Annotated in this window: 18 protein-coding genes; 11 read left to right on the forward strand and 7 right to left on the reverse strand. The window is 66.5% G+C overall.

What is annotated here, in order from left to right:
- Positions 1 to 46: 46 nt before the first annotated feature.
- The 7 genes from VPH47_RS06850 to VPH47_RS06880 all read left to right on the forward strand — a co-directional run bounded on the left by VPH47_RS06850 (position 47) and on the right by VPH47_RS06880 (position 12,109).
- Positions 47 to 3,133 (forward strand): TonB-dependent receptor, encoded by a 3,087-nt coding sequence (locus VPH47_RS06850; RefSeq protein ID WP_110712883.1) that lies wholly within the window; start codon positions 47 to 49, stop codon positions 3,131 to 3,133.
- A 252-nt stretch (positions 3,134 to 3,385) separates the two neighbouring features.
- Positions 3,386 to 4,990 (forward strand): glucoamylase family protein, encoded by a 1,605-nt coding sequence (locus tag VPH47_RS06855; protein ID WP_049442664.1) that lies wholly within the window; start codon positions 3,386 to 3,388, stop codon positions 4,988 to 4,990.
- Between the two features lie 4 nt (positions 4,991 to 4,994).
- Complete coding sequence (locus VPH47_RS06860; protein ID WP_368850376.1) at positions 4,995 to 6,335, forward strand: sugar ABC transporter substrate-binding protein; 1,341 nt, start codon at positions 4,995 to 4,997, stop codon at positions 6,333 to 6,335.
- Positions 6,332 to 7,213 (forward strand): carbohydrate ABC transporter permease, encoded by an 882-nt coding sequence (locus tag VPH47_RS06865; RefSeq protein ID WP_005410323.1) that lies wholly within the window; start codon positions 6,332 to 6,334, stop codon positions 7,211 to 7,213. The genes VPH47_RS06860 and VPH47_RS06865 overlap by 4 nt, the downstream gene beginning before the upstream one ends.
- Complete coding sequence (locus VPH47_RS06870; protein WP_110712881.1) at positions 7,210 to 8,046, forward strand: carbohydrate ABC transporter permease; 837 nt, start codon at positions 7,210 to 7,212, stop codon at positions 8,044 to 8,046. Before VPH47_RS06865 ends, VPH47_RS06870 begins: the two co-directional genes overlap by 4 nt.
- Entirely contained in the window at positions 8,043 to 11,210 is a 3,168-nt protein-coding gene (locus tag VPH47_RS06875; protein WP_368850377.1) for a discoidin domain-containing protein, read from the forward strand. Before VPH47_RS06870 ends, VPH47_RS06875 begins: the two co-directional genes overlap by 4 nt.
- 2 nt (positions 11,211 to 11,212) lie before the next feature.
- Positions 11,213 to 12,109 (forward strand): endonuclease/exonuclease/phosphatase family protein, encoded by an 897-nt coding sequence (locus VPH47_RS06880; RefSeq protein ID WP_180866313.1) that lies wholly within the window; start codon positions 11,213 to 11,215, stop codon positions 12,107 to 12,109.
- 177 nt (positions 12,110 to 12,286) lie between these two features.
- Here VPH47_RS06880 and VPH47_RS06885 read toward each other — a convergent pair whose 3' ends face one another.
- The gene (locus VPH47_RS06885; protein WP_368850378.1) at positions 12,287 to 15,547 is read right to left on the reverse strand and encodes a ribonuclease E/G; all 3,261 of its coding nucleotides are present in this window, start codon (positions 15,545 to 15,547) and stop codon (positions 12,287 to 12,289) included.
- A 407-nt stretch (positions 15,548 to 15,954) separates the two neighbouring features.
- Between VPH47_RS06885 and VPH47_RS06890 the strand changes: the two genes are divergently transcribed.
- Entirely contained in the window at positions 15,955 to 16,929 is a 975-nt protein-coding gene (locus VPH47_RS06890) for an RluA family pseudouridine synthase (protein WP_110712877.1), read from the forward strand.
- A gap of 126 nt (positions 16,930 to 17,055) precedes the next feature.
- On the opposite strand, the gene zupT is transcribed toward VPH47_RS06890, so the two are convergent.
- The 3 genes from zupT to VPH47_RS06905 all read right to left on the reverse strand — a co-directional run bounded on the left by zupT (position 17,056) and on the right by VPH47_RS06905 (position 18,727).
- On the reverse strand, positions 17,056 to 17,865 hold the full coding sequence (gene zupT, locus VPH47_RS06895; protein WP_014037815.1) for a zinc transporter ZupT: 810 nt from the start codon (positions 17,863 to 17,865) through the stop codon (positions 17,056 to 17,058).
- 98 nt (positions 17,866 to 17,963) lie between these two features.
- On the reverse strand, positions 17,964 to 18,380 hold the full coding sequence (locus VPH47_RS06900; RefSeq protein ID WP_368850379.1) for an energy transducer TonB: 417 nt from the start codon (positions 18,378 to 18,380) through the stop codon (positions 17,964 to 17,966).
- The gene (locus VPH47_RS06905; protein WP_100440645.1) at positions 18,377 to 18,727 is read right to left on the reverse strand and encodes a 4a-hydroxytetrahydrobiopterin dehydratase; all 351 of its coding nucleotides are present in this window, start codon (positions 18,725 to 18,727) and stop codon (positions 18,377 to 18,379) included. The genes VPH47_RS06900 and VPH47_RS06905 overlap by 4 nt, the downstream gene beginning before the upstream one ends.
- A gap of 90 nt (positions 18,728 to 18,817) precedes the next feature.
- Between VPH47_RS06905 and VPH47_RS06910 the strand changes: the two genes are divergently transcribed.
- Together VPH47_RS06910 and VPH47_RS06915 are read left to right on the forward strand one after the other, a co-directional pair.
- Positions 18,818 to 19,417 (forward strand): NfuA family Fe-S biogenesis protein, encoded by a 600-nt coding sequence (locus VPH47_RS06910; RefSeq protein ID WP_153855957.1) that lies wholly within the window; start codon positions 18,818 to 18,820, stop codon positions 19,415 to 19,417.
- A gap of 10 nt (positions 19,418 to 19,427) precedes the next feature.
- Positions 19,428 to 21,194 (forward strand): hypothetical protein, encoded by a 1,767-nt coding sequence (locus VPH47_RS06915; protein ID WP_368850380.1) that lies wholly within the window; start codon positions 19,428 to 19,430, stop codon positions 21,192 to 21,194.
- Positions 21,195 to 21,681: 487 nt separating this feature from the next.
- On the opposite strand, the gene VPH47_RS06920 is transcribed toward VPH47_RS06915, so the two are convergent.
- Both VPH47_RS06920 and VPH47_RS06925 read right to left on the reverse strand, forming a co-directional pair.
- A complete protein-coding gene (locus tag VPH47_RS06920) occupies positions 21,682 to 22,095 on the reverse strand; it encodes a barstar family protein (protein ID WP_368850381.1) in 414 nt (137 codons plus the stop codon).
- Entirely contained in the window at positions 22,092 to 22,547 is a 456-nt protein-coding gene (locus VPH47_RS06925; RefSeq protein ID WP_110712872.1) for a ribonuclease domain-containing protein, read from the reverse strand. The genes VPH47_RS06920 and VPH47_RS06925 overlap by 4 nt, the downstream gene beginning before the upstream one ends.
- Positions 22,548 to 22,766: 219 nt before the next feature.
- Here VPH47_RS06925 and VPH47_RS06930 point away from each other — a divergent pair, with 219 nt between their 5' ends.
- Entirely contained in the window at positions 22,767 to 23,378 is a 612-nt protein-coding gene (locus VPH47_RS06930; RefSeq protein WP_005410310.1) for a superoxide dismutase, read from the forward strand.
- Between the two features lie 61 nt (positions 23,379 to 23,439).
- Here VPH47_RS06930 and VPH47_RS06935 read toward each other — a convergent pair whose 3' ends face one another.
- On the reverse strand, positions 23,440 to 24,288 hold the full coding sequence (locus VPH47_RS06935) for an endonuclease/exonuclease/phosphatase family protein (protein WP_368850382.1): 849 nt from the start codon (positions 24,286 to 24,288) through the stop codon (positions 23,440 to 23,442).
- Between the last annotated feature and the right edge of the window lie 135 nt (positions 24,289 to 24,423).

Below are 24,423 nucleotides of genomic sequence, written 5' to 3' on the forward strand. Positions count from 1 at the left end.
TCGCAGGGACCGCGCGAGCGGTCACCGCCACCCGGAGATTGAGTTGATGATGCACACCACCTTCCGCACGCCGGCACGCCGGCTGCTGAGCACTGCACTGGTCAGCTGCCTGATGCTGGCCGCTGCTCCGAACGTCATGGCGCAGTCGGCCAATGCCAGCCTGCGCGGCCAGGTTGCCGGCGCCCAGGCCGGCGCCGAAGTCACCGCCACCAACGTAGCCACCGGCACCGTCCGTCGCGGCACCGTCCGTGCCGATGGCAGCTACTCGCTGATGGGCCTGGACCCGGGCACCTATGACGTGGTCGCCAACGGTCAGTCGCAGAAGGTCACCGTCACCGTGGCCTCGACCGCTACCCTGAACTTTGCCGGCGCGGCCAGCAGCACCCCGGGTACGACCGCAGCCACCAACCTGGACACCGTCAACGTTGTCGCGCCGACCCTGTTGCAGGAAGTGCGCACCTCCGAAGTCGGCAAGACCGTCAGCCTGCAGCAGATCCAGACCACCCCGCAGGTCTCGCGCAACTTCCTGGAGTTCGCCGACGCGGTGCCGGGCATGATCTTCACCCGCGATGCCAAGGGCAACACCTCGCTGCGCGGCGGTGCCACCAACTCTGACGGCACCAACGTCTACATCGATGGCGTCGGCCAGAAGAGCTACGTGAAGGGGGGCGGCATCTCCGGCCAGTCCGGTAGCGCCGGCAACCCGTTCCCGCAGCTGGCCATCGGTGAATACAAGGTCATCACTGGCAATTACAAGGCGGAGTACGGCCAGGTCTCCAGCGCCGCCATCACCGCCGCGACCAAGTCGGGTACCAACGAGTTCAAGGGCGAAACCTTCTACCGTTACACCAACGACAACATGCGTGCGATGACCCCGGCCGAACGCCAGCCGGGCAAGAGCAAGGAAGACTCGGCCGAGAAGGAGTACGGCTTCGCGCTGGGTGGTCCGATCATCAAGGACAAGGCCCACTTCTTCGTTACCTATGAAGCCAAGCGCTTCGACCTGCCGGTGACCATCGCGCCGGATGGTGCGGTGAGCTCGGCGGCCGCTCATCTGCCCGCCGATGGCGCTGCGGGCCTCGGCCCGGCCAGCCAGCCGTTCCAGCAGGACCTGATCTTCGCCAAGATCGACTTCGAGCCGACCGACAACGATCGCATCGAACTGACCTTCCAGGACCGCGACGAGAACCAGCAGCAGTTCAGCGACCAGACCGCGAAGGTGCACGGCAAGGTGGTGGACAACACCGACCGTCGCTATGCGCTGCGCTGGAACCACAGCGGCGAGCGGTTCTACAACGAGCTGATGGTCACCCATGAAGAGGCGTTCAACAATCCGCTGCCGCTGACCTACGGCAACGGTATCGTCTACACCGCGCCGGACTTTGGTGACAAGAACCGGAACCGCCCGGTGGAAAAGACTCTGGTACAGATCGGTGCAGCAGATGCGCTGTCTTCCCAGGTGAAAGGCCAGAAGGGTTGGGCGATCGAGGACAACCTGACCCTGGATGGCCTGCAGTGGGCGGGCGACCACACCGTCAAGATGGGTGCCAAGTACAAGCAGATCGACCTGTACGCCTCCGACGCGGCGCAGATCAATCCGCAGTTCTTCTACACCATCGACAACCCGGCGTTCCCTTCGGATATCCCGTACAAGGCGCAGTTCACCAAGACCAGCACCGGTGTCACCGGTGTCGCGTCGGAAGTGCGCGCCAAGGTCAAGCAGATCGGTCTGTTCATCCAGGACGACTGGCAGGTCAACGACCACCTGCAGCTGAACATCGGCCTGCGCTGGGACTACGAAAAGAACCCGGTCTACACGGACTTCGTCACGCCGCCGGAAGTGGTCAAGGCGCTGAACTCGCAGGATCCGCACGCACCGCCGGGGGTGTCCCAGACCTATGCGCAGACGCTGGCGCTCAGCGGCCTGGACGTCAACGATTACATCAGCACCGGCCACAACCGCAAGAACTTCAAGAACGCCTGGCAGCCGCGCCTGGGCTTCTCGTATGACGTCAACGCCGACGAGCAGCACGTGATCCACGGTGGCGCCGGCCGTTCCTACGACCGTGACCTGTTCGACAATCTGGCCCTGGAGACCACCAAGCTGGCGCTCCCGCAGCCGACCGTGAATTTCCGCAACCCGGCCACAGGCAGCTGCATGTATGGTCAGCCGCCATGCTTTGACTGGAACCCGAATCTGCTGAACGGCATCGAAAACGTGCAGGCGCTGCTGGGCTCCACCAGCAATGAAGGCATGGAGGTCGATCTGCTGAACAACAACATGAAGGTGCCGTACGCGGATCAGTTCAGCCTCGGCATGAGCAACCAGATCGGCGAGTGGCTGACCGATGCCACGATTTCGCGCACGCTGACCTACGACGGCTTCGCTTACACGCTGGGCAACCGCTTCCACAACGGCAATTTCTTCGACAACCAGATGCTGTGCGGCGCTGAAGAGCCGACCTACGGTCAGCCGTGGGGCTGCAACATCCCGGGCTTTGGCAGCCTCGTCATCGGCCAGCAGGGCATCAAGACCCGCTCCACCCAGATCCTGCTGTCGGCGCAGAAGCCGTACAGCAAGGAAAGCGGCTGGGGTACCTCGATCGCCTACACCTGGACGAACGCCCGCCACAACCGCAACATCAACGAGCACTACTCGTTCGATCGCGGCACCATCGGTGAATACCCGACGATCAAGTCCAATGGCGCGCCGCGCCACCGTCTGGTGGTGACCGGCTCGTATGATGGCTTCTGGGGCATCACCTTTGGTGGAAAGCTGACCCTGGCCACGCCGACCCCGGGCAACGACTGGGCCTGCATCGCCCAGGCCGGCAATTCGAACTGCATGCCGACCCCGGCTGCTGGCACGCCGTCGGGCAATGGCCACTTCCTGCTCGGCGGCAAGATCTTCGGCTACCGCTCGCTGGATCTGCAGGCGACCAAGACCTTCAAGCTGGCGGGCGATACCGAGCTGTATGCACGCATCGACATCATCAACGTGCTCAACTTCGACAACTTCTCCAAGCTGAACTACGTGAAGAGTGACGGCAAGCTGCTGGTCAGCTACAACGAGACCGGCGACATCATCGGTACTCCGCGCCAGATCAAGGCCGAAGTGGGCTTCCGCTTCTAAGCGGGCCCGCCTGAAGCAACACCCCGATGCCGCCGCTCCGCCGGCGGCATCGGCTGAATGGATACATGGCAATGGCCGGCCCCGTGCCGGTCCATTGCCCACGCCGCTGCCGGGCAGGGGGCAGCGGCGTGGGCAATGATCGCGGTGTCAAACCACGTTTTTCGTGGTTTTTTAAGAGCGCAGCTTGTAAACGATTTCAGATCATTGGACGTTATGCTTTCCCATCGATCAGACCACCGGAGGAATCGCGCCATGCAGGCACGCCATCTGTTGTCCGCCGCGGCGTTGAGCCTGGCCGTTGCTGCCTGCCAGCCGGCCCAGCAGGAGCCTGCCAAGCCGCGGCCGCCGGTGATCCTGATCGAAGCCGATGCGCCACCACGGCCGATGAAGCCGGAGCTGCCGCCGCTGTTCGATGACATCGAGCGACGTACTTTCCAGTTCTTCTGGGATACCACCAACGAGATCAATGGGCTGACCCCGGACCGCTATCCCTCGCGGCCGTTCGCCAGCATCGCCTCGGTCGGCTTCGCGCTGACCGCCTATCCGATCGGCATCGAGAACGGCTGGGTCAGCCGCAACCAGGCGATCGATCGCACGCTGACCACGCTGAAGTTCTTCCGCGACGTGCCGATGGGCCCGCAACGTACCGGCAAGGCCGGTTACAAGGGCTTCTACTACCACTTCCTGGACATGCAGGAAGGCCGTCGCTACGACAGCTGGGTCGAGTTGTCCTCGGTGGATACCGCGCTGCTGATGATGGGGGTGCTGTTCGCACAGTCGTACTACGACGGTGACGATCCGCGCGAGAAGGAAATCCGCCAGATCGCCGATACGCTTTACAAGAAGGTCGACTGGCCGTGGCTGCAGCAGCGTGCGCCGCTGATCTCGATGGGCTGGTTCCCGGAGAGCGGCTTCATCGACCACGACTGGATGGGTTACAACGAGGCGATGATGGTCTACATCCTTGCCCTGGGTTCACCGACGCACCCGGTCAGCCCGGACGCATGGACGGTGTGGACGCGCACCTACGACAACGACTGGGGTGTCTACCAGGGCCAGGAATACCTGTCTTTCGGCCCGCTGTTCGGCCACCAGTACAGCCACGTCTGGATCGACTTCCGCGACATCCAGGACGCGTACATGCGCGAGCGCGGCAGCACCTACTTCCTCAACAGCCGCTCGGCTGCGCTGGCGCAACGCGAGTACGCCATCGCCAACCCGATGCAGTGGAAGGAGTATGGCGAGAACGTGTGGGGCCTGACCGCCAGCGACGGGCCGCAGAACACCACGCAGGACTACCGTGGCGAGCAGCGCCAGTTCCGCCACTACTCTTCGCGCGGCGCCGGCCTCCGTGAGAACTTCGATGACGGCACCATCGCCCCCACCGCTGCGATCGCCTCGGTGGTGTTCGCCCCCGAGCAGGTGATCCCGGCCACGCTGGAGATGCACAAGCGCTTCGGCGATTACATCTATTCCAGTTACGGCTTCCTGGATTCGTTCAACCCCAGTTTCAACTACGACATCCCGATCAAGACCGGCCGCCTGGTGCCCGATCGCGGCTGGGTCGCCAGCGACTACATCGCCATCGACCAGGGTCCGATCCTGACCATGATCGCCAACTACCGCGATGACTTCGTCTGGGAAGTGATGAAGAAGAACCCGTACATCCGCAAGGGCCTGGAACGGGCCGGGTTCAGCGGTGGCTGGCTGGCGCCGGAAGGTTCGTTCCAGCCGCTGGAACTGCAGAAAGACGAAAAGGCCGCGGCGGCACGCGCGGTGGGTATCGCCGAATCACGCGCGGCTGCCGCGCAGGAACAGAAGAACAATGCCAATCGCACCACAGGCCAGGGCAAGTAACCCGATGCCGAACTGGATCGACCGCCTGCGCCGCTGGGCGCTGCCTGCCCTGGCCGCGCTGGCCGTGGCCGGCTGCGCCCGTACCGAGCCGGGCACCACCACCGTGCGCTTCTGGGCGATGGGGCGAGAAGCCGAGGTGGTCAGTGAGCTGATCCATGAGTTCGAGGCGGAGAACCCGGGCATCAAGGTGGATGTGCAGAACATCCCGTGGACGGCTGCGCACGAGAAACTGCTGACCGCGTTCGCCGCCGATGGCCTGCCGGACGTATGCCAGCTGGGTAACACCTGGGTGCCGGAGTTCGCTGAGCTCGACGCGCTGACGCCGCTGCAGCCGTTCGTGCAGCGTTCGTCCGTGGTCGACCCGAAGGACTATTTCCAGGGCATCTGGGACACCAACGTGATCCATGGCGAGCTGGTGGGCGTGCCGTGGTATGTCGATACCCGCCTGATCTACTACCGCAAGGACCTGCTGGCCAAGGCCGGCTATGACGACCCGCCGCGGACCTGGCAGGAGTGGGACGAACAGATGGCGGCGATCAAGCGCATGCAGGGCCCGAACCGCTATGCGGTGCTGATGCCGATCAACGAGTTCGAGCAACAGCTGTCGTTGGCGCTGCAGCAGCCCGATCCGTTGCTGCGCGACGACGATACCCGCGGCAATTTCGCCAGCCTGGGGTTCCGCCGCACGCTGGCCTTCTACGCCAACATGTTCGAGCAGGGCTGGGCGCCGAAAATGTCCGAGACGCAGATCTCCAATGTCTGGGATGAGTTCTTCCGCGGCTTCAACGTGTTCTACATTTCCGGCCCGTGGAACATCCGCGAGTTCAAGAAACTGCAGCCCAAGGAACTGGAAGGGCAATGGGGCACCGCGCCGCTGCCGGGGCCGGATGGCCCGGGTGCCGGTATCGCCGGTGGTACCAGCCTGGTGATCTTCCGCAAGTCACAGCAGAAGGAAGCGTCCTGGAAGCTGATCGAGTTCCTGTCGCGACCGGAAATCCAGGCGCGCTTCCATTCGATCATCGGTGACCTGCCGCCGCGCCGCAGCGCCTGGAATGCGCCATCGCTGGCCAACGATCCGCTGGCGGCCGCGTTCCGTGACCAGCTGGAGCGGGTCAGGCCGACGCCGAAGGTGCTGGAATGGGAGCGCATCGTGCAGGAAATGCGCATCGTCACCGAGAAGGTGGTGCGCGGTGGCCTGGCGCAGGACAAGGCCGTGGAAGAGCTGGACCAGCGCGTGGACAAGGTGCTGGCCAAGCGCCGCTGGATGCATGAACAACAACGCCTGCAGCAGCGCGTGCCGTCGCCGCGATCGAGCAGTGCCGTGGCCGCCGGGAGCGCGCAATGAAACGTACTTCACTTGCCGGCTGGATTTTTGCCGGTCCCTCGCTGATCGTGCTGGGTGTTTTCTTCGGCCTGCCGGTGGCTTCGGCGCTGGCGCTGAGCGTGACCGACTTCGACCTGTATGCCCTGGCTGACAGCAGCAACCTGCGCTTCGTCGGCCTCGGCAACTACATCGATCTGCTGCAGACGCCAATGTTCTGGAAGTCGCTGTGGAACACCACCTACTTCGTGCTGATCGGCGTGCCCTTGTCGATCGGCGTATCGCTGGGCGCGGCGATGCTGCTGAATGCGCCGGCCGCGCGCTTCAAGGCGCTGTTCCGCACCGCGCTGTTCGCGCCGGTGGTGACCACGCTGGTGGCGGTGGCGGTGATCTGGCGCTATCTGTTCCATACCAGCTACGGCCTGGTGAACTACGGCCTGGGCCACCTGGGTATCAGCCCGATCGACTGGCTGGGTGATCCCAACTGGGCGATGCCGACCATCATGCTGTTCGCGGTCTGGAAGAACTTCGGCTACAACATGGTGATCTTCCTGGCGGGCCTGCAGGCGATCCCGCATGACCTGTACGAGGCCGCACGCATCGACGGTGCCTCGCGCTGGAAGCAGTTCCTGCACATCACCCTGCCGATGCTCGGCCCGGTGCTGCTGGTGGTCGGCGTGATCACCGTGTCCGGCTACTTCCAGCTGTTCGCCGAGCCGTACGTGATGACCCGCGGCGACCCACTGCAGAGCACCGTCAGCGTGCTGTATTTCATGTTCGAGGAAGGCTTCAAGTGGTGGAACCTGGGACGCGCCTCCGCAGTGGCGTTCCTGCTGTTCCTGATCATCCTGGCGGTGACCACCGTGATGCTGCGTTTCGGCCGCAAGAGGCAGTTGGTATGAGTCGTGAAATCGGCCAGTCGCGCTGGTACCCGTGGATGATCAATGGTGCGTTGCTGGTATTGGCCCTGCTAAGCCTGGCACCGCTGCTGTGGATGCTCTCGGTCTCGTTCATGCCGCAGGGCGAGGCGACCCACTTCCCACCACCGCTGCTGCCGTCCAGCATCACCACGCGTAACTACCATGAGCTGTTCGCGCGCACCGGCATGGGCGGCAACTTCGCCAACAGCCTGCTGGTGTCGGTTGGCATCACCCTGGGTTCGCTGCTGCTCAACACGATGGCCGGCTACGCCTTCGCCAAGCTCAACTTCGTCGGCCGCGAGCGCCTGTTCCAGGTGCTGATGGCGGCGCTGGTGATTCCGGCGCAGGTGGCGATGCTGCCGCTGTTCCTGCTGATGAAGCAGCTGGGCCTGGTCAACAGCTTCGGCGGCGTGATCGTGCCGGCGCTGGCCAGCGTGTTCGGCATCTTCCTGGTGCGCCAGTATGCGCGGTCGATCCCGGACGAACTGCTGGAGGCGGCGCGGATCGACGGGGCAGGGGAGCTGCGGATCTTCTTCCAGATCGTGCTGCCGATGCTCAAGCCGGTGCTGGTGACCCTGGCGATCTTCACCTTCATGGGTGCATGGAACGATTTCATGTGGCCGTTGATCGTGTTGACCGACCAGGAGCACTACACTTTGCCGGTGGCGCTGGCCACCCTCTCGCGCGAGCACATCATGGACGTGGAAATGATGATGGCCGGCGCGGTGGTCACCGTGGTTCCGGTGCTGGCACTGTTCCTGGTGCTGCAGCGGTACTACATCCAAGGTCTGTTGTTGGGGAGCGTCAAAGGATGAAGCGAGCGATCGCCGTTGGACTGGGCCTGTTGTGGACCTCCCTGGCGATCGCCGCACCTCCGGCGCTGCCGGCACCGAAGGTGCTGGACGATTTCGACGACATCGGCGCCTGGAAGCTGGTGCTGTCCGACCAGGTCAGCGGATCGCTGCGACCGGTCAGTGGCGCCGGCGGCGGTCGTGCACTGTGCCTGGACTACGATTTCCACGATGTCTCCGGCTACGTCGGCATCCGCCGCGCGCTCAACATCGAATACCCGGTCAATTACCGCTTCGGTTTCCAGATGCGCGGTGATTCACCGGGCAACGACCTGCAGTTCAAGCTGATCGATGCCAGCGGCGACAACGTCTGGTGGGTCAACCGGCCCGGCTACAGCTTCCCCAGGGCGTGGACGCCGGTCGAGTACCGCCGCCGCCAGATCGACAAGGCGTGGGGGCCTTCGCCCGAAAAGGAGATGGCACGCAGCGCCGCGGTCGAGTTCACGATCTACAGCAAGGTCGGCGGCCGCGGCACCGTGTGCTTCGACAAGCTGACCCTGCAGGGCCTGCCAGCCCAGGATGACTCGGCGTTGGTGCCGTCGGTGATCGCCGATACCGCCACCGCGCTGCAGGACCGCATGATCGACGGCAAGAGCGATACGTTCTGGATCAGCGGTGGCGTCAAGCAGCAGACCATCAGCCTGGACCTGCACAAGAGCCGCGAGATCGGCGGTGCGGTGATCGATTGGCTGCCGAACCTGGAGGCGCGCCGCTACACCGTGCGGACTTCGGAGGATGGCCGTGACTGGCGTACCGTGCGCGAAGTCACCAGTGGTGCCGGTGGCCGTGACTGGCTGGCACTGCCGGATACCGATGCACGCTACGTGCGCTTCGATCTGCAGGATGGCCCGAACTGGCGCTACGGCATCCGTGACATCGCGCTCAAGCCGCTGGCCTTCGCGGCCACGCCGAACGCATTCCTGTCCTCGGTGGCGGCCGATCTGCCGCGCGGGTCGTTGCCGCGTGCCTATGTGGGCGAACAGCCGTACTGGACCCTGCTCGGCCTCGATGGCGGCCAGGAACAGGCGCTGATCAGCGAGGATGGCGCGCTGGAGCCGGCCAAGGGCAGCTTCAGCATCGAGCCGTTCATCCGCCTCGACGGCAAGCTGCTGGACTGGTCGAAGGTGGCCATCACCCAGTCGCTGCAGGATCACTACCTGCCGATCGCCAACGTTGACTGGGTGCATGAGAAGGTCGGCCTGGCGGTGACCTGCTTCGTGCAGGGCACGCCGGAGCGCGCGCAGCTGATCGGCCGCTACCGGCTGAGCAATCCGGACAAGGTCGCACACGAATACATCCTGGCGCTGGCGATCCGTCCGTGGCAGGTCAATCCCCCGACCCAGTTCCTCAACACCGTCGGTGGCTTCAGCCGCATCGATGCACTGGATGTGGGCGATCAGCTGGTGCGGGTCAACGGCGAGCCGCGCATCTACCCGCTGCAGGTGCCGGACGCGCGCTTTGCCAGCACGTTCGATGGCAAGCTCGATGCGATGCATCTGGCGGACGGAAAGTATCCGGCCACCACTGCAGTGAAGGACAGCACCGGCATGGCGTCGGGCGCGTTGATCTATACGATCAAGCTCGAGCCCGGGCAGAGCCGCGAGGTGGCGGTGGTGCTGCCGCAGACCGGTGGCTGGGCGCCGAAGGCGCTGGACGTGGCCAAGGCGCAGGCGCAGGTGGCCGGGCAGTGGCGGCAGAAGCTGGGCGTGGTCTCGCTGCAGGTGCCCGCTGCAGGCCAGCCGCTGGTCGACACCCTGCGCACGGCAGTCGCGCACATGCTGATCTCGCGGGTCGGTCCGCGCCTGCAGCCGGGCACGCGTTCGTACGCACGCAGCTGGATCCGCGACGGCGCGATGATTTCAGAAGGCCTGCTGCGCATGGGCCGCAGCGACGCCGTGCGTGACTACATCAACTGGTATGCCCCCTACCAGTTCGAGAACGGCAAGGTGCCGTGCTGCGTCGATGCGCGCGGCAGCGACCCGGTGCCGGAGAACGACAGCCATGGCGAGCTGATCTACAGCATCGCCGAGTATGGGCGCTATACCGGCGACAGCACCTTCACCGAGCTGATGTGGCCGCACGTGCAGGGTGCCTACAGCTACATGGAGCAGTTGCGTGCCAGCGAACGCACCGAGGAGAACCGCGCGCGCAACCCGGCCTTCTACGGCATGATGCCGGCCTCGATCAGCCACGAAGGCTATTCGGCCAAGCCGATGCACTCGTACTGGGACAACTTCTGGGCGCTGCGTGGCTATAAGGATGCAGCGCTGCTGGCGACCCAGCTGGGCAAGGTCGAGGCGATGCAGATCGCCGAATCGCGTGACCAGTTCCGTGATGACCTGCAGGCCTCGCTGCTGTCGGCGATGCAGCAGCACAACATCGACTACCTGCCGGGCTCGGCCGAGCTGGGCGACTTCGATGCGACTTCGACCACCATTGCGCTGGCCCCGGGGGGCGAGCAGGATCGCCTGCCGCAGCAGGCGTTGGACGCAACCTTCGAGCGCTACTGGAAGGAATTCGTGGCGCGTCGCGATGGCAAGCGCGAGTGGAAGGACTACACGCCCTACGAATGGCGCAACGTGGCTGCGTTCGTACGCCTGGGCTGGCGCGACCGCGCCTGGCAGGCGACCGAGTTCTTCTTCAAGGACCGCGTACCGCAGGCCTGGAACCAGTGGGCCGAGGTGGTTTCGCGTACGCCGCGGAAGCCGTTCTTTGTTGGCGACCTGCCACACGCTTGGGTGGCTTCGGACTTCGTGCGCTCGGCGCTGGACATGTTTGCCTACAACCGCGACATGGACGATGCGCTGGTGCTGGCCGCCGGTGTGCCGTCGTCATGGCTGCAGGGTGAGGGCATCGCCGTGCAGGGCCTGCGTACGCCGCAGGGCCAGCTGAACTACCGGCTGCAGCGCAGCGACAAGCAGCTGGTGCTGGAGGTGCAGCCGGGCCTGGTGCCGCCGGTCGGTGGCGTGGTGCTGCCATGGCCGTACGCGGGTGATCCGGGCGAGGCGACGGTCAATGGCGAAGCCGCCGAGTGGATCAACAAGGAACTGCACGTGCACCAGCTGCCGGCGCGGGTCGAGATCGAAGTGCCGAGCGCGGTGCGCCGCGCGGAACGCAAGGGGCAGTAACGATGAAGCAACAGGGGGCGAGGGCGCGCATGACGGTGCGCGCCCTGGGACTGGCGATTGCCCTGGCATTGCCGGTTGGGGTGATGGCGGTGGCGCCTGCGGCCACCGCTGCGCCGGCTGAGGTGGCTGAGGTGGCCAGTGCGCCAGGCATGAGCATGGTCACCTTCAACCTGCATCATGACCGCGAGGACTGGCCGAGCCGCCGCCGCACCATCCTGGCCGAACTCAAGCGCCTGCAGCCCGATGCCATCGCGCTGCAGGAGGTGATCCAGCGCCGCAACGTGCGCAACCAGGCGCAATGGCTGGCCAGCCAACTCGGCTACAGGTATGTGTTCGTGTCCACCGATCCGGTCGGGGCACCCAAGCGCTACGGCAACGCGCTGCTGAGCCGCCGCCCGATCCTTGCCCAGGGCGATCATCTGCTGCAGCCATTGAATGATTACCGCACGGTCGCTCACCTGCGCATCGACGTCGACGGCACGCCGGTGAACGTCTACGCCACGCATCTGAACGAGCGCAACGACGAGAGTGGGCAGCGCATCCGTCGCAGCCAGGTCGAGGACCTGCTGCGCTTCATCACTGCAACGTCCGCCGGTGCGCCGGTGGTGATCGCCGGCGACTTCAATGCGCTGGTGGATGCCGGTGACCTGAGCGAGCTGCGCAGCCACTACGGCGACAGCTACGGCAGCGTGCACGTCAATACCGACCTGGCCGGGGTCAGTACGCTCAATCGTCACTACTACCAGGCGCCCTCGCGGATCGACCACATCTTCTTCCAGCAGGACGAGATGGTCGCGCGCGAGGCGAAACTCCTGTTTGACCAGCCCGACGACAGCGGTCGCTGGGCTTCCGATCACTACGGCGTGTGGACCCGGTTGCAGTTCGCACCGAAACCCTGACGGAGCACGCTCCGGTAGCTGCCAACCTTGGTTGGCACGGGCGTGTCCGCGTTCGCTCCAACAACGGCGCCAACCAAGGTTGGCCTCTACCAGAGCGCTGCACGCGTCCGAGGCACAAACAGAAACGGCGGGGATCATTGATCCCCGCCGTTTCGTTTTCACGCAATCAACGTGCGATCAGTTCGCCGGCGGCGTGCGCTTGGCGGTCTCTTCGTCTTCTTCATCGGCCTTGGCTTCCGCAGCCTGGGCTGCAGCGTCGGCATGGCCATCGGCGACCGGATCGATCGACGGCGTCACCACGGCTTCGGCCACCGGGGCAGCGGCTTCGATCGGCGCGGCTTCGACCGCCACCGGAGCGACCGGCTGTTCGACGATCGGCGCAGTCTCGACGACCGGCGTGGCTTCAACGGCCGGGGCGGCCTCCACCACCGGGGCAATCTCACTGGCTACCGGCTTGGTTTCAACCACCGGGGTTGCTTCAACAACCTGCGGCTTCGATTCCACCACCGGTGCCGCCTCGACCACGACCGGCTTCACCTCGACCACCGGAGCGGCTTCAACGACCGGGGCAACCTCAGCCGCCGCCGGCTTTGTGTCCGCTACCGGAGCCGCAACGGCCACCGGCTGGACCGGGGTCGCGGCGTCGATGGCATCGAGCATGCTGGTCTGCACCGGCGAGGACACCGCTTCAGCCTTGGCAGCGGCTTCCACCGGGGCCTGCGTTTCGGCCACGGCCGGCGCGGCGGTTTCGACCACGGCGCTGCTCACCACTGCGACCGGCGCGGCGACAACGGCAGCGGCGGCACGGACCGGCTTCGCGGCGTCGGCGGTCGGCTCGACGTCATCATCGAAGTCGAACTCCGGCTGCGAACGGGCCGGCTGCGCAGCAGCGACCGGCGTGGTGCCGGCGATGTTGTCGACGTTCGGCTCGGCGCCATCGGCGTCATCGCCTTCGTCACCATCGTCCTGGTCATCGCCCAGGGCGTCGCTGCCAGCGGCATTCTCGGCGCCACCGCGACGACGGCGACGGCCACCGCGACGGCCGCGACGACGGCGGGTCGCGCCTTCGCCGGTCTGCTCGCCATTGGCGTCGGTTGCAGCCTCTTCACCGGCAACCGCAACCACCTCGGCTTCGCTGGCGGTGTTGGCAGTCGTGTCGACCGGTGCTGCGGCTTCTGCCGGAGCGGCGGCCACCGGAGCAACCGGCGCGGTTGCTTCCTGCGCGGTCACCGCATTGGCGGCGACCGCCGTGGCGGCCACGGCGGCAGCCGCGGTCACGGCTTCGGCCGGTGCTTCGGCGGCGTTGCGCTGCGGCTTCTCGGCCGGCTTGTCACCGTCCTGCTGCGGGCGCGGCTGCTTCGGCTGCTTCAGCTTCGGCTGCTGCGGGTTCTGGTTCTGGCCTTGCTGCTCGTTGCGCGGCTTGCTCTGCTGCTGCGGCTGGCCATCCTTCTGCTGCGGCTCCTTCTGCTTGCCTTGCTGCGGTTGCTGCTGGGCATTGCCGTTGTTGCCGTTGCGGCCGTCCTTGCTGCGCTGCTCACCGCGGTCCTTGCGGTTGCCGCCGTCCTTCTGCTGCTGCGCGTTGGCGTTGCCACCATTGCCACGGTTGTCGTCGCGGCGATCCTTGCGGTCCTTGTTGCGATCCTTGTTGCGGTCCTTGCGGCCGCCGTCCTGCTGCTGGCGTGCAGCAGGGGCTGCCGGCGCCGGCGCGGGGGCAGGTTCGCCACCGAACACGCGCTTGAGCCAACCGATCACGCCGCCCGCCGGGGCCGGCGCCACCGGCGCTGCAGCGACCGGAGCCGGGGCCGCTGCGGCCGGTTCCACTTCCTCGCGCACCGGGGCGGGGGAGGTGTGCTTGACCTGGGTCACCGCCGGCGGCGGGATGTTCAGCTGGCCCTTGGTCAGCGCGTGCACCGGCAGCTTGCGCGGGGTGCCGCGCTGGTAGCTGGGCTTGTTGCTCTCTTCACCCAGCTCGTTCTCGCGCAGGCGGGTGACGGTGTAGTGCGGGGTGTGCAGCTGCTCGTCGGCGACGATCACGATCGGCGCCTCGTGGCGCTGCTCGATCTCGCGCAGGGCGCTGCGCTTTTCGTTCAACAGGTAGTTGGCGATCTCCACCGGGGCCTGCACCAGCACCTGCCCGGTGTTCTCCTTCATCGCATGCTCTTCGGCGACGCGGATGATCGACAGCGACAGCGACTCGACGCTGCGCATGCGGCCGTGGCCGTCGCAACGCGGGCAGACGATCTGGCTGGATTCACCCAGGCTCGGGCGCAGGCGCTGGCGGCTCATTTCCAGCAGGCCGAAGCGCGAGATGCGGCCGACCTGCACGCGGGCACGGTCGTACTTCAGCGCGTTGGCGAGGCGGTTCTCGACTTCGCGCTGGTGCTTGTTGGAGGCCATGTCGATGAAGTCGATCACCACCAGGCCGCCCAGGTCACGCAGGCGCAGCTGGCGGGCCACTTCCTCGGCCGCCTCCAGGTTGGTCTGGAACGCGGTGTCCTCGATGTCGCTGCCCTTGGTGGCGCGCGAGGAGTTCACGTCGACCGCGGTCAGCGCTTCGGTCTGGTCGACCACGATCGAGCCGCCCGACGGCAGGCGCACGTTGCGCTCGTAGGCGCCTTCGATCTGCGATTCGATCTGGAAGCGGTTGAACAGCGGGATGTCGTCCTTGTAGTGCTTGAGCTTGCGCAGGGTCTGCGGCATCACCTGCTGCATGAACTCGCGGGCGTGCTCGTACATCTCCTCGGTGTCCACCAGGATCTCGCCGATGTCGGCGCGCAGGTAGTCACGCAGGGCGCGCACGATCAGGCGCGATTCCTGGTAGATCAGGAACGGGGCCGGCTTGCTCAGCGCGGCTTCGGCGATGGCGCGCCAGACGTTGAGCAGGTAGTCCAGATCCCACTGCAGCTCTTCCGCATCGCGGCCGACGCCGGCGGTACGGATGATCACGCCCATGTCGTCGGGGATGTTCAGCTTGTCCAGGGCGTCCTTCAGCGCGGCCCGGTCTTCGCCCTCGATGCGACGGGAGACACCGCCGGCGCTGGGCGAGTTCGGCATCAGCACCATGTAGCGGCCGGCCAGCGAGATGAACGTGGTCAGGGCGGCGCCCTTGTTGCCACGCTCTTCCTTGTCCACCTGGACGACGATCTCCTGGCCTTCCTTCAGCAGCTCGCGGATGCCGGCCTTGTTGTGGTCGACACCGGCCTGGAAGTAGTCGCGGGAGATTTCCTTCAGCGGCAGGAAGCCATGGCGGCCACCGCCGTACTCGACGAAGGCGGCTTCCAGCGAGGGCTCGATGCGGAAGATCCGGCCCTTGTAGATGTTGGACTTCTTCTGTTCCTTCGACGGCTGTTCGATGTCGATGTCATACAACGACTGGCCATCCACGATGGCAACACGCAGCTCTTCAGCCTGCGTGGCGTTGATCAGCATTCGCTTCATTGTTGCGTTCCTCGCAAGCGGCTACCGCGCGGAACGCCATGGGGTTTCGCCTCTGGACACGGTTCGCCGCCCATTCGCGCAAGCGCGGGGAGGGCGGCTTGGGTTTCCAGCGCTACGACACCACGGCAGGCCGCGGGAGCGCTTCACTCTTATGGGTTTTGGGGTGTTACAGGCCGCAGGCAGCTGTCAGCCAGGCTGGAGCGCCACGCGGGACATGTTCAGCACGGTTGCGTGTCAGGCATCCGGCGATGGCCGGGAAGGCCGGTGAGCCGCTAACATGGCCGCCCCGCGGGCGGTGGTCGCGCACTGTGCCGGATTCGTCGAAAGCTGGGCTTCTGGCCCTGAGTAACTTCCAACGAAATCAATCCCTTATCTCGCCCCCCGAGTGTAACAGAATAAACAGCCAGATGACCGCCCAAGACCCCACCAAACCCGCTGGCGACAAGCCTTCCGTGCGCATGATCACCGTTCCCGCCGACCGCGCAGGCCAGCGCTTGGACAACTTCCTGCTCGGCCAGCTGAAGGGTGCCCCGCGCAGCCTGGTCTACAAGCTGGTGCGCAGCGGCCAGGTGCGGGTGAACGGCGGCCGCGCCAAGGCCGAACGCAAGCTGGAGGCCGGTGACGAGGTGCGTGTGCCGCCGGTTCGTCTCGCTGAGGAAGGAGACAAGGCCGGTCCGCCGGAGGCGTTCATGCGCCGCCTGGAGCAGGCCATCGTCTTCGAGGATGCCCGTCTGTTGGCCCTGAACAAGCCGACCGGCGTGGCCAGCCACGGCGGCAGCGGCATCAGTTTCGGTGCCATCGAGACCCTGCGCGCCCTGCGCCCAGGCCAGACCCTCGAGCTGGTCCACCGGTTGGATCGCGACACCTCGGGCCTGCTGATCGTGGCCAAGAAGCGCTCCGCGCTGAGCGAACTGCAGGCGCTGCTGCGTGAAGATCACGGCGCCGGCATCCGCAAGCGCTACCTGACCCTGCTGGCCGGGCGCATGCCCGACGGCGTGATGACGGTCGATGCGCCGCTGCACGTGGGCCTGCGCCAGGGCGGCGAGCGCCATGTGCAGGTCAATGCGATCGGCAAGGAATCAATCAGCCACTTCCGTGTGCTGGAGCGTCGCGGTGGTCATTCCTACTGCGAAGTCCGCATCGAGACCGGCCGTACCCACCAGATCCGCGTGCATGCCCAGCATCTGGGGCATCCTGTGGCCGGTGACGACAAGTACGGCGATCCTGCGGTCAACAAGCGGCTTCGTGAGCAGATCGGGCTGAAGCGCCTGTTCCTGCACGCGGCCTCGCTGGAGTTCGCGCTGGACGACGGCAAGAGCCCGTACGTGCTGAACGCGCCGCTGGCCGATGAGCTGGTCGAGGCGCTGGACCGGCTGCGCTGAAGCTGGCGCCGGGCCGTGCCCGGCGCTCCCGTTGTAGAGTCGAGCCATGCTCGACTGGCTTTTCGCGCGCCCCGGCCGAAGAGCAGTCGAGCATGGCTCGACTCTACAGGGCGGGCCGCAACTCCCTCACCACTTGAACAGCACCAGGCTGATCGCCAGCGTGCCCATGCCTGCCACCAGCCCGTACACCGTCTCGTGGCCCTTGGCATAGCGCTTGGCCGCCGGCAGCAGTTCGTCCAGCGCCAGGAACACCATCACGCCGGCGATCAGCCCGAACACCCAGCCGAAGGTGGCGTGCGACAACGACCCGGACAGCAGCCAGTAGCCCAGCGCCGCGCCCACCGGTTCGGCCAGGCCCGACAGCAGGCTGGCGCTGAACGCATAGAACTTGTTCTGGGTAGCGAAGTACACCGGCACCGCAATCGCAATGCCCTCGGGAATGTTGTGGATGGCGATGGCGAAGGCCAGCGGCATGCCCACCGACGGGCTTTCCAGCGTCGCGAAGAAGGTCGCCAGCCCTTCCGGGAAATTGTGCGCGGTGATCGCGATCGAGGTCAGCAGGGCAACCCGCTTCAGGTACTCGCGGCTGTTCTCGCGGAACGCCGGGTCCTGTTTGTCCAGGCTGTCATGCGGATTGGGAATGAAATGGTCGATCAGCACGATCACGATCACGCCCAGCAGGAAGGCCAGGGTGCCGTAGGTGAAGCCGGTGCGCTCGCCATAGGCCAGGGCGAACGACGCAATGGACTTGTTGAGGATCTCCGACAGCGACACATAGACCATCGCGCCGCCGGCGAAGGCCAGGCCGAAGGCCAGCAGGCGCGGGTTGGGGCGGCGCGAGAACAGTACCAACAGGCTGCCGATCGCGGTGGCAAGGCCGGCCGCGAGGGTGACCGCCAGCGCGATCCAGATGTTTTCGGGGGGAATCTGCAGCATCTACCGACGCGGTCCTGGTCAACAGACAACCGCCCCGGGCAGTGCCGGGGCGGCGAGGGCGAGGCGGGCGTCGGCTGGCCTCGTCGGGGTGTGCGCGATCAGCCGCCGCGGCGCAGGCGTTCTTCGATGGCGAAGCACTGGTCCGGCTTCGGCTGCGGCGGGTTGAAGCTGACCGGCACCTGGATGGTGGCCGGCACCGGTTGGCCGTTGCGGGTGGCGGCATTGAACTGCCAGCCCTGCACGGCGGTCTTGGCCAGCTCGTCCAGCTGCGGGTTGCCGGCGCCGGTCAGCAGAGCCACTTCGCTCGGCTTGCCGTCGGTGCCGATGGTCACCTTGAAGGTGGTGGTGCCACCCACGCCCATGCAGGCCAGCTCAAGCGGGTACTGCGGCGGCGGCGTCTTCACCGCGGCCACTTCGGTCGGCGGCGGCGGTGGCGGTGCCGGCGGTTCGGACGCGCCACAGCCGGCCAGGCCGGTCGCAGCGATCAGGGACAGGCTCAGCAAACGTACGTTCATGGCAGTTGCTCCGTCAGGGCCGAAGTCTTTGCCGCGCAGATGAAGTCGTTCTCGCTCAGGCCACCCACGTCGTGGGTGGAAAAGCGCACGACCGCGCGGTCGTAGTGCACGCCAAGGTCCGGATGGTGGTCCTCGCGGTGTGCGATCCAGGCCAGCGCGTTCACGAAGGCCATGGTGGCGTAGTAATCCTTGAAGCGGAAGGTGCGCAGCAGGGCCTGGCCACCCTCGCTCAGCTCCCAGCCGGGAATCTGCGGCAGCAGTTCGGCCAGGCGGGCTTCGCCAAGCTTGTGGTCGCTGCCTTTGCGCGGCACGCAACGGGCCTGGGCCAGTGGAATCAGGTCGGCCATGGGAATCTCCACCTCGTGTTGACTGAACAATGCGCCGGACGGTGTATAAACCGAATGAGCGGCTGACGCTTACTTGGCTAGAATAGCCTGATGATCCAGATCTCCGACACTGCCCAGACCCATTTCCGCAAGCTGATCGAACGCGAGGGCGTGCCCGGCATGGGCGTGCGCCTGAGCGCGGTCGAACCTGGCACGCCGCGCGCCGATGCCCGGCTGGAGTTCGCCGAACCGACCGACCTGCTCGGTGACGAGTGGGCGGTGGACTGCGATGGCTTCACCCTCTACGTCGATGCGAGCAGCGTCGGCTGGCTCGATGGCGCCGAGATCGACATCGTCGCCGGCACCGCCGGTACCCAGCAGCTGACCATCAAGGCGCCGCGCATCAAGGGCGAGGCCCCCGGCGATGCCGCGTCGCTGGTCGAGCGCGTGCACTGGGTGGTGGAGAACGAAGTCAATCCGCAGCTGGCCTCGCATGGCGGCAAGGTGGCCGTGCAGGAGGTTTCGGCCGACGGCGTGGTGCTGCTGCGCTTCGGTGGTGGCTGCCAGGGCTGTGGCATGGCCGACGTGACGCTCAAGCAGGGTATCGAGAAGACCCTGATGGGTCGCGTGCCGGGCGTGACCGCCGTGCGCGACGCGACCGACCACGACAGCGGCCACGCGCCTTACATCCCGCGCGGCAACGTCGCCTGACTGCTGACGCGTGCCTCTGACCCGGGCCGAGCAACTCATCGAACTGCTGCTGGCCCGCCAGCAGCCACGCGCCGTCCTCGAGAAGACCACGCGCCTGCCCTATGGCTGGGCGCTGTGGCTGCGCTCGCTGGGCCCGCTGCCGCGGCCGTTCCACGCCCGCGAAGTGATTGCGGTATTGCTGCCACGCCCGCTGCCAGGACCGCCGGGCCAATCGCCTCGCCTGTCACCCTGGCAGGCGCTGCGCCGGTTGTTCTGGCAGGACTGGGATGCTGCGCCGCGCGATCAGCGCTGGATGCGCTGGACCTCGGCGTTGGCCAGCGCGCTGCTGCACCTGCTGTTCTTCATGCTGCTGCTGTGGGTGGCGGTGATCCGCACCACGGCACCGGAAGCAGAGGGCGCCGAAGGCGAGCGTGTGCAGGTGGAATTCGTCGGTCGCGCCACCCAGGAAGGTGGGGGCGATCAGCCGGGTGCCGAGGCGGCTGCGGCGGCACCGGCCGGCCAGGTTGCCGCCGGCCGGGAAGCGGGGGCTGCGACTGCACCTGAGCCGCGTCCTGCGGCCGCGTCGGCGCCTGCGCCCGCACCGACTCCAGCACCGGCAGCCAGCGTGCCGTCGCCGCCGGCCGAAGTCGAGCCGGCCCCGCTTGCGGCCCCGCCACCGTCGCCGGTGCAGGCCACCGAAGTGGCGCAGGCCAGCACGGATTTCGTGGTGCCGCCGGTCAGCGTGCCGCGCACCGAGGTCAGCATCGTGCCGCATGACACCACACCCACGGTGCGCGAGCGCAGCGTGCAACCGGTGCAGGCGCCGCCAACCCCAGCCGCGATGCGTGCGCCGCAGATCGCGGTGCGGACGCCGCAGCTGCGTGACATCCCGGTGCAGGAGCGCGAAGTCAGTACGGTCGATGCACCGGCGGTGTCGCAGCCGCTGCGCACGGCCGATGTGCAGGTGCGCGTGCCGCAGCGGGACGTACAGGTGCGCGAGCGTGAAGTGCAGGCGGTGGTTGATCCGCAGGTGCGGATGGCGACCGTCGCCGGTCGTGAACCGGCAGTGCATGCGCCGGCGGGTCGTGACGTACAGGTGCGCGAGCGCGAAGTAGCCTCGGCACCGGTGGCAGCCCCTTCGTCTTCCAGTGGCAATGCACCCGCGTCAACGCCCGCGCCGGCGGCCAATGGCAGCGCGACGCAGGCGAGCAGCAGCGCCGCGCGGCCTGCTGCATCCAGCACGACCCCGGCCCAGGCTGGAGCGCGCCCGGCCCCCGATCCGGGCAACTGGGCCACGCCCGCCAAGGGCGATGACTGGGGTGCATCGAGCCGCAGCCATGACGGCGCCGCCACTGGCGCCCGCCAGGCCAGTACCAGCGGCAAGGGCAGTGGCCTGTTCAATGCCGATGGCAGCGTCCGCGTGCCGGGCCAGGAGGGCGAGGGTCGTGCCGAGCGCGGTGCGCCCGGTGGCGCCAACGATGGCTGGAGCAAGGAACGCATCGCGCAATCGGGCACCTGGTTGAAGCGCCCCCCGTACGACTACACGCCCACGTCGTTCGACAAGTACTGGGTGCCGCAGGAATCGCTGCTGGCCGAGTGGGTGCGCAAGGGCGTCAAGGCGATGGAGATTCCATTGCCGGGTACCAGCACGAAGATCTCCTGCGTGATCTCGATCCTGCAGGCCGGTGGTGGCTGTGGCCTGACCAACCCCAACATGCAGGACCAGCCGGCGGTGGCACGACCGCCGCCGGACATTCCGTTCAAGAAAGAGCTGCAGGAAGATAACGGGAGCCGCTAGGCAGGGGGGCCGCGCCCCACACGCTGGCCGGCTCGCGCTTTGGTAGGTGCCAACCTTGGTTGGCACAGAAGCGCCGACCAAGGTCGGCCTCTACCAAAGCATCAGCGCATGCCGACCAAGGTCGGCATCCACCAGGGCAGTGACCTCACGCGCTCTGCGACAGGAACACCCAGAACCGCGCGTCACGGCCGACCTGCTGGCCGGCTCGCGCTTTGGTAGGTGCCAACCTTGGTTGGCACAGAAGCGCCGACCAAGGTCGGTCTCTGCCAAGGCATCAGCGCATGCCGACCAAGGTCGGCATCCACCAGGGCAGTAACCTCACGCGCTCTGCGACAGGAACACCCAGAACCGCACGTCACGGCCGACCTGCTGGCCGGCTCGCGCTTTGGTAGGTGCCAACCTTGGTTGGCACAGAAGCGCCGACCAAGGTCGGCATCTACCGGAGCACGTGCGCCGACCAGGGTCGGCCTCTACCTGGGCGATGACGTCACGCGCTCTGCGACAGGAACACCCAGAACGGCACGTCGCGGCCAACCCAGTCGCGGCTGGCTTCGTCCATCACGTCCAGCAACGTGTCAAAGTCCTTCTGCGTGGAGGCGCGCAACGTGTCCACGTCGGCCAGGAACAGCGCGTAGCCGTTGGCCGGCAGCCACTGCAGGTCGCGCAGGTTGTCCGACAGGGCATCCCAGTTGCCGCCGAAGCCTGCCGGAAAATCCATCTGTGCGGCCAGCCGGGCCAGCAGGGTGCGCTTGTCGGCCACGCCTTCCAGATCGATGCGGATCACCTTCAGTCCGGCATCGCGCATCGCCGCGGCCAGTGCGCCGATGTCGTCGCTGTCGATGGCGTAGACGCCAGCGTTGTTGATGTCATGCAGGCCGAGGCCGAAATCATCGTGGCTCATTGCTGCGCTCCCTGGGCTGGCACGGTGAAGCTGCGGAACGATGCGTAGTGATCGTCGGTGTAGTACCACGCCTCCGGCGGATCGCCACCGGTGACGATGCGGCGCGTGCCGCGGGTACGCGCACCGGGGGTGTCGACGGTGTATTCGCGGTAGTAGCCGCGCGGGCGCTGCGGCAGCTGCTGTTCGCGGTTGCCGAAGGTGCTGCCGTCCTGGCGATGCGGGAACGGGCCACCACGCTGGATCAGGGCGATGGTCTGGCGCGCTTCAGCCGGCAGGAACGCGGGCAGGCCGTTGTCCTTGCCGGGCGTGGCCGTGGCAGGCGCCCGTGCCGTAGGCGCTCCCTGCAGGTCCGGCGCGAACTGCGGCGCCGGTGGCCGCTGCAGGAAATGGTTGGCGACCAGGCCGAGCAGCAGCAGGGCGATGGCGGTGATCAGCAGCCGGGGGTTGCGCATGGGCAGGGGCGGGCGAGGGTGGTGCACGCACTGTAGCGCCTGCGCGCTGCACGGTGCATGAGGAGATCGCTGCGTCACTGATGCGTAACAATTGCCGTCGTGCTCACTGGCAGGACGCAATTTCCTTTACATCCCCCTTGGTAATCTGGCGGTCTGTCCCCATCATTCACCGCGCACCGCCCGACATCGTCGGGTGCCCTCGCAATCAGGAGATGCATCATGGCCTACACCCTGCCCAAGCTGTCCTACGCCTACGACGCGCTGGAACCGCATATCGATGCGGCGACGATGGAAATCCATCACACCAAGCATCACCAGACCTACATCAACAACGTCAACGCGGCGCTGGAAGGCACCGAGTACGCTGACCTGCCGGTCGAAGAGCTGGTGAAGAAGCTCAAGTCGCTGCCGGAGAACCTGCAGGGCCCGGTGCGCAACAACGGTGGTGGCCATGCCAACCACTCGCTGTTCTGGACCGTGATGGCCCCGAACGCCGGCGGCAACCCGGTGGGCGACGTGGCCAAGGCCATCGACAAGGACCTGGGCGGCTTCGACAAGTTCAAGGATGCCTTCACCAAGGCGGCGCTGACCCGTTTCGGCAGCGGCTGGGCGTGGCTGAGTGTGACCCCGGACAAGAAGGTCGTGGTCGAGAGCACCGGCAACCAGGACAGCCCGCTGATGGAAGGCAACACCCCCATCCTCGGCCTGGACGTGTGGGAACACGCGTACTACCTGAAGTACCAGAACCGCCGCCCGGAATATATCGGCGCGTTCTTCAACGTCATCGACTGGAACGAAGTCGAGCGCCGTTACCAGGAAGCGATCGCCTGATCGCGGTAACGGGATGAACTGAAAAGGCCGGGGGAGACCCCGGCCTTTTCTGTTGCAGGATTCATTCGGTAGTGGCCGTATCACCCTGCAGGCGCAGGGTCGCCATCACGCCCAGGCGCAGGCCGGGCAGGTCGCCGTCGGCCGGCAGCAGGATCGGCTGCTGGCGGATGCCGCCGAAGTGCTTGACCTGGAACAGCACGTCCAGCCCATGGCCACTCGCACCGCCGCCGCTGGCCGCAGGCGGGTCTGCACGGCCACCGGGATTGCGCCGGGCCGGCTGGAAACCCGGCGTGCTGCGCACCAGTTCCACCGTGTTGGCCGAGAAATCGCCGGCGATCAGGCTCGGCATGCCCTCGGAGGTGGCGCCGATCCAGGTCATCAGATCGCTGGTCTGGTGCTGGCGGGCGGTGGCCTCGTCCGGGTCCGGGCGCAGCCGCGCGACATAGATGTTGACCAGCGCCTCGCCCAGCTTCAGGCGCATCATTCCGGCCGCACTGAAGGTGCCGGGAGGATGCAGCAGGGTCACCCCGTCTTCGCTGACCGGCAGCCGGGTCAGCATGGCGTTGCCATGCCGCAGTGGCTGGCTGGGAGGGTCAGCGGTGACGAAGTCGCAGCTGTAGCGCAGCCGGCTGGCCAGCCAGCAGGCTGGATTGCGGCCCTGCTGCTGCAGCACCTGCTGCACCGAGATCACGTCCGGCTGCAGCTCGGTCAGCAGTTGCGCGACCTGCTCGCGGCGCTGCTTCCAATGCGCATCATCACGGCTGGGCAGTTCCAGCGCGGCCACGGTCAGTTGCCGGGGCTCGTTGTCACTGGCAGTGGCGGCCGGCGCCTGCGGCCGCGCCTGGGCCTGCAACGCCAGCAGCAGCACGAGACAGCTGAGCAGGAGGCGGGCGAGGGCGAGGGGGCGCATAACGATAAGTTTACGCTTTTGTCGTGCAGGTGCCGTGACTTCCGGCAGGGCCAGAACGGCCTGCCATGGATTGGCACCGTTGTCATGCAGCCCTGCAGCGTGCTTCGCAAGCCCCGGTTCCGGTAACCTTGCGCC

Source organism: Stenotrophomonas sp. WED208, from assembly GCF_040984485.1.
Taxonomy (GTDB): Bacteria; Pseudomonadota; Gammaproteobacteria; order Xanthomonadales; family Xanthomonadaceae; genus Stenotrophomonas; species Stenotrophomonas riyadhensis.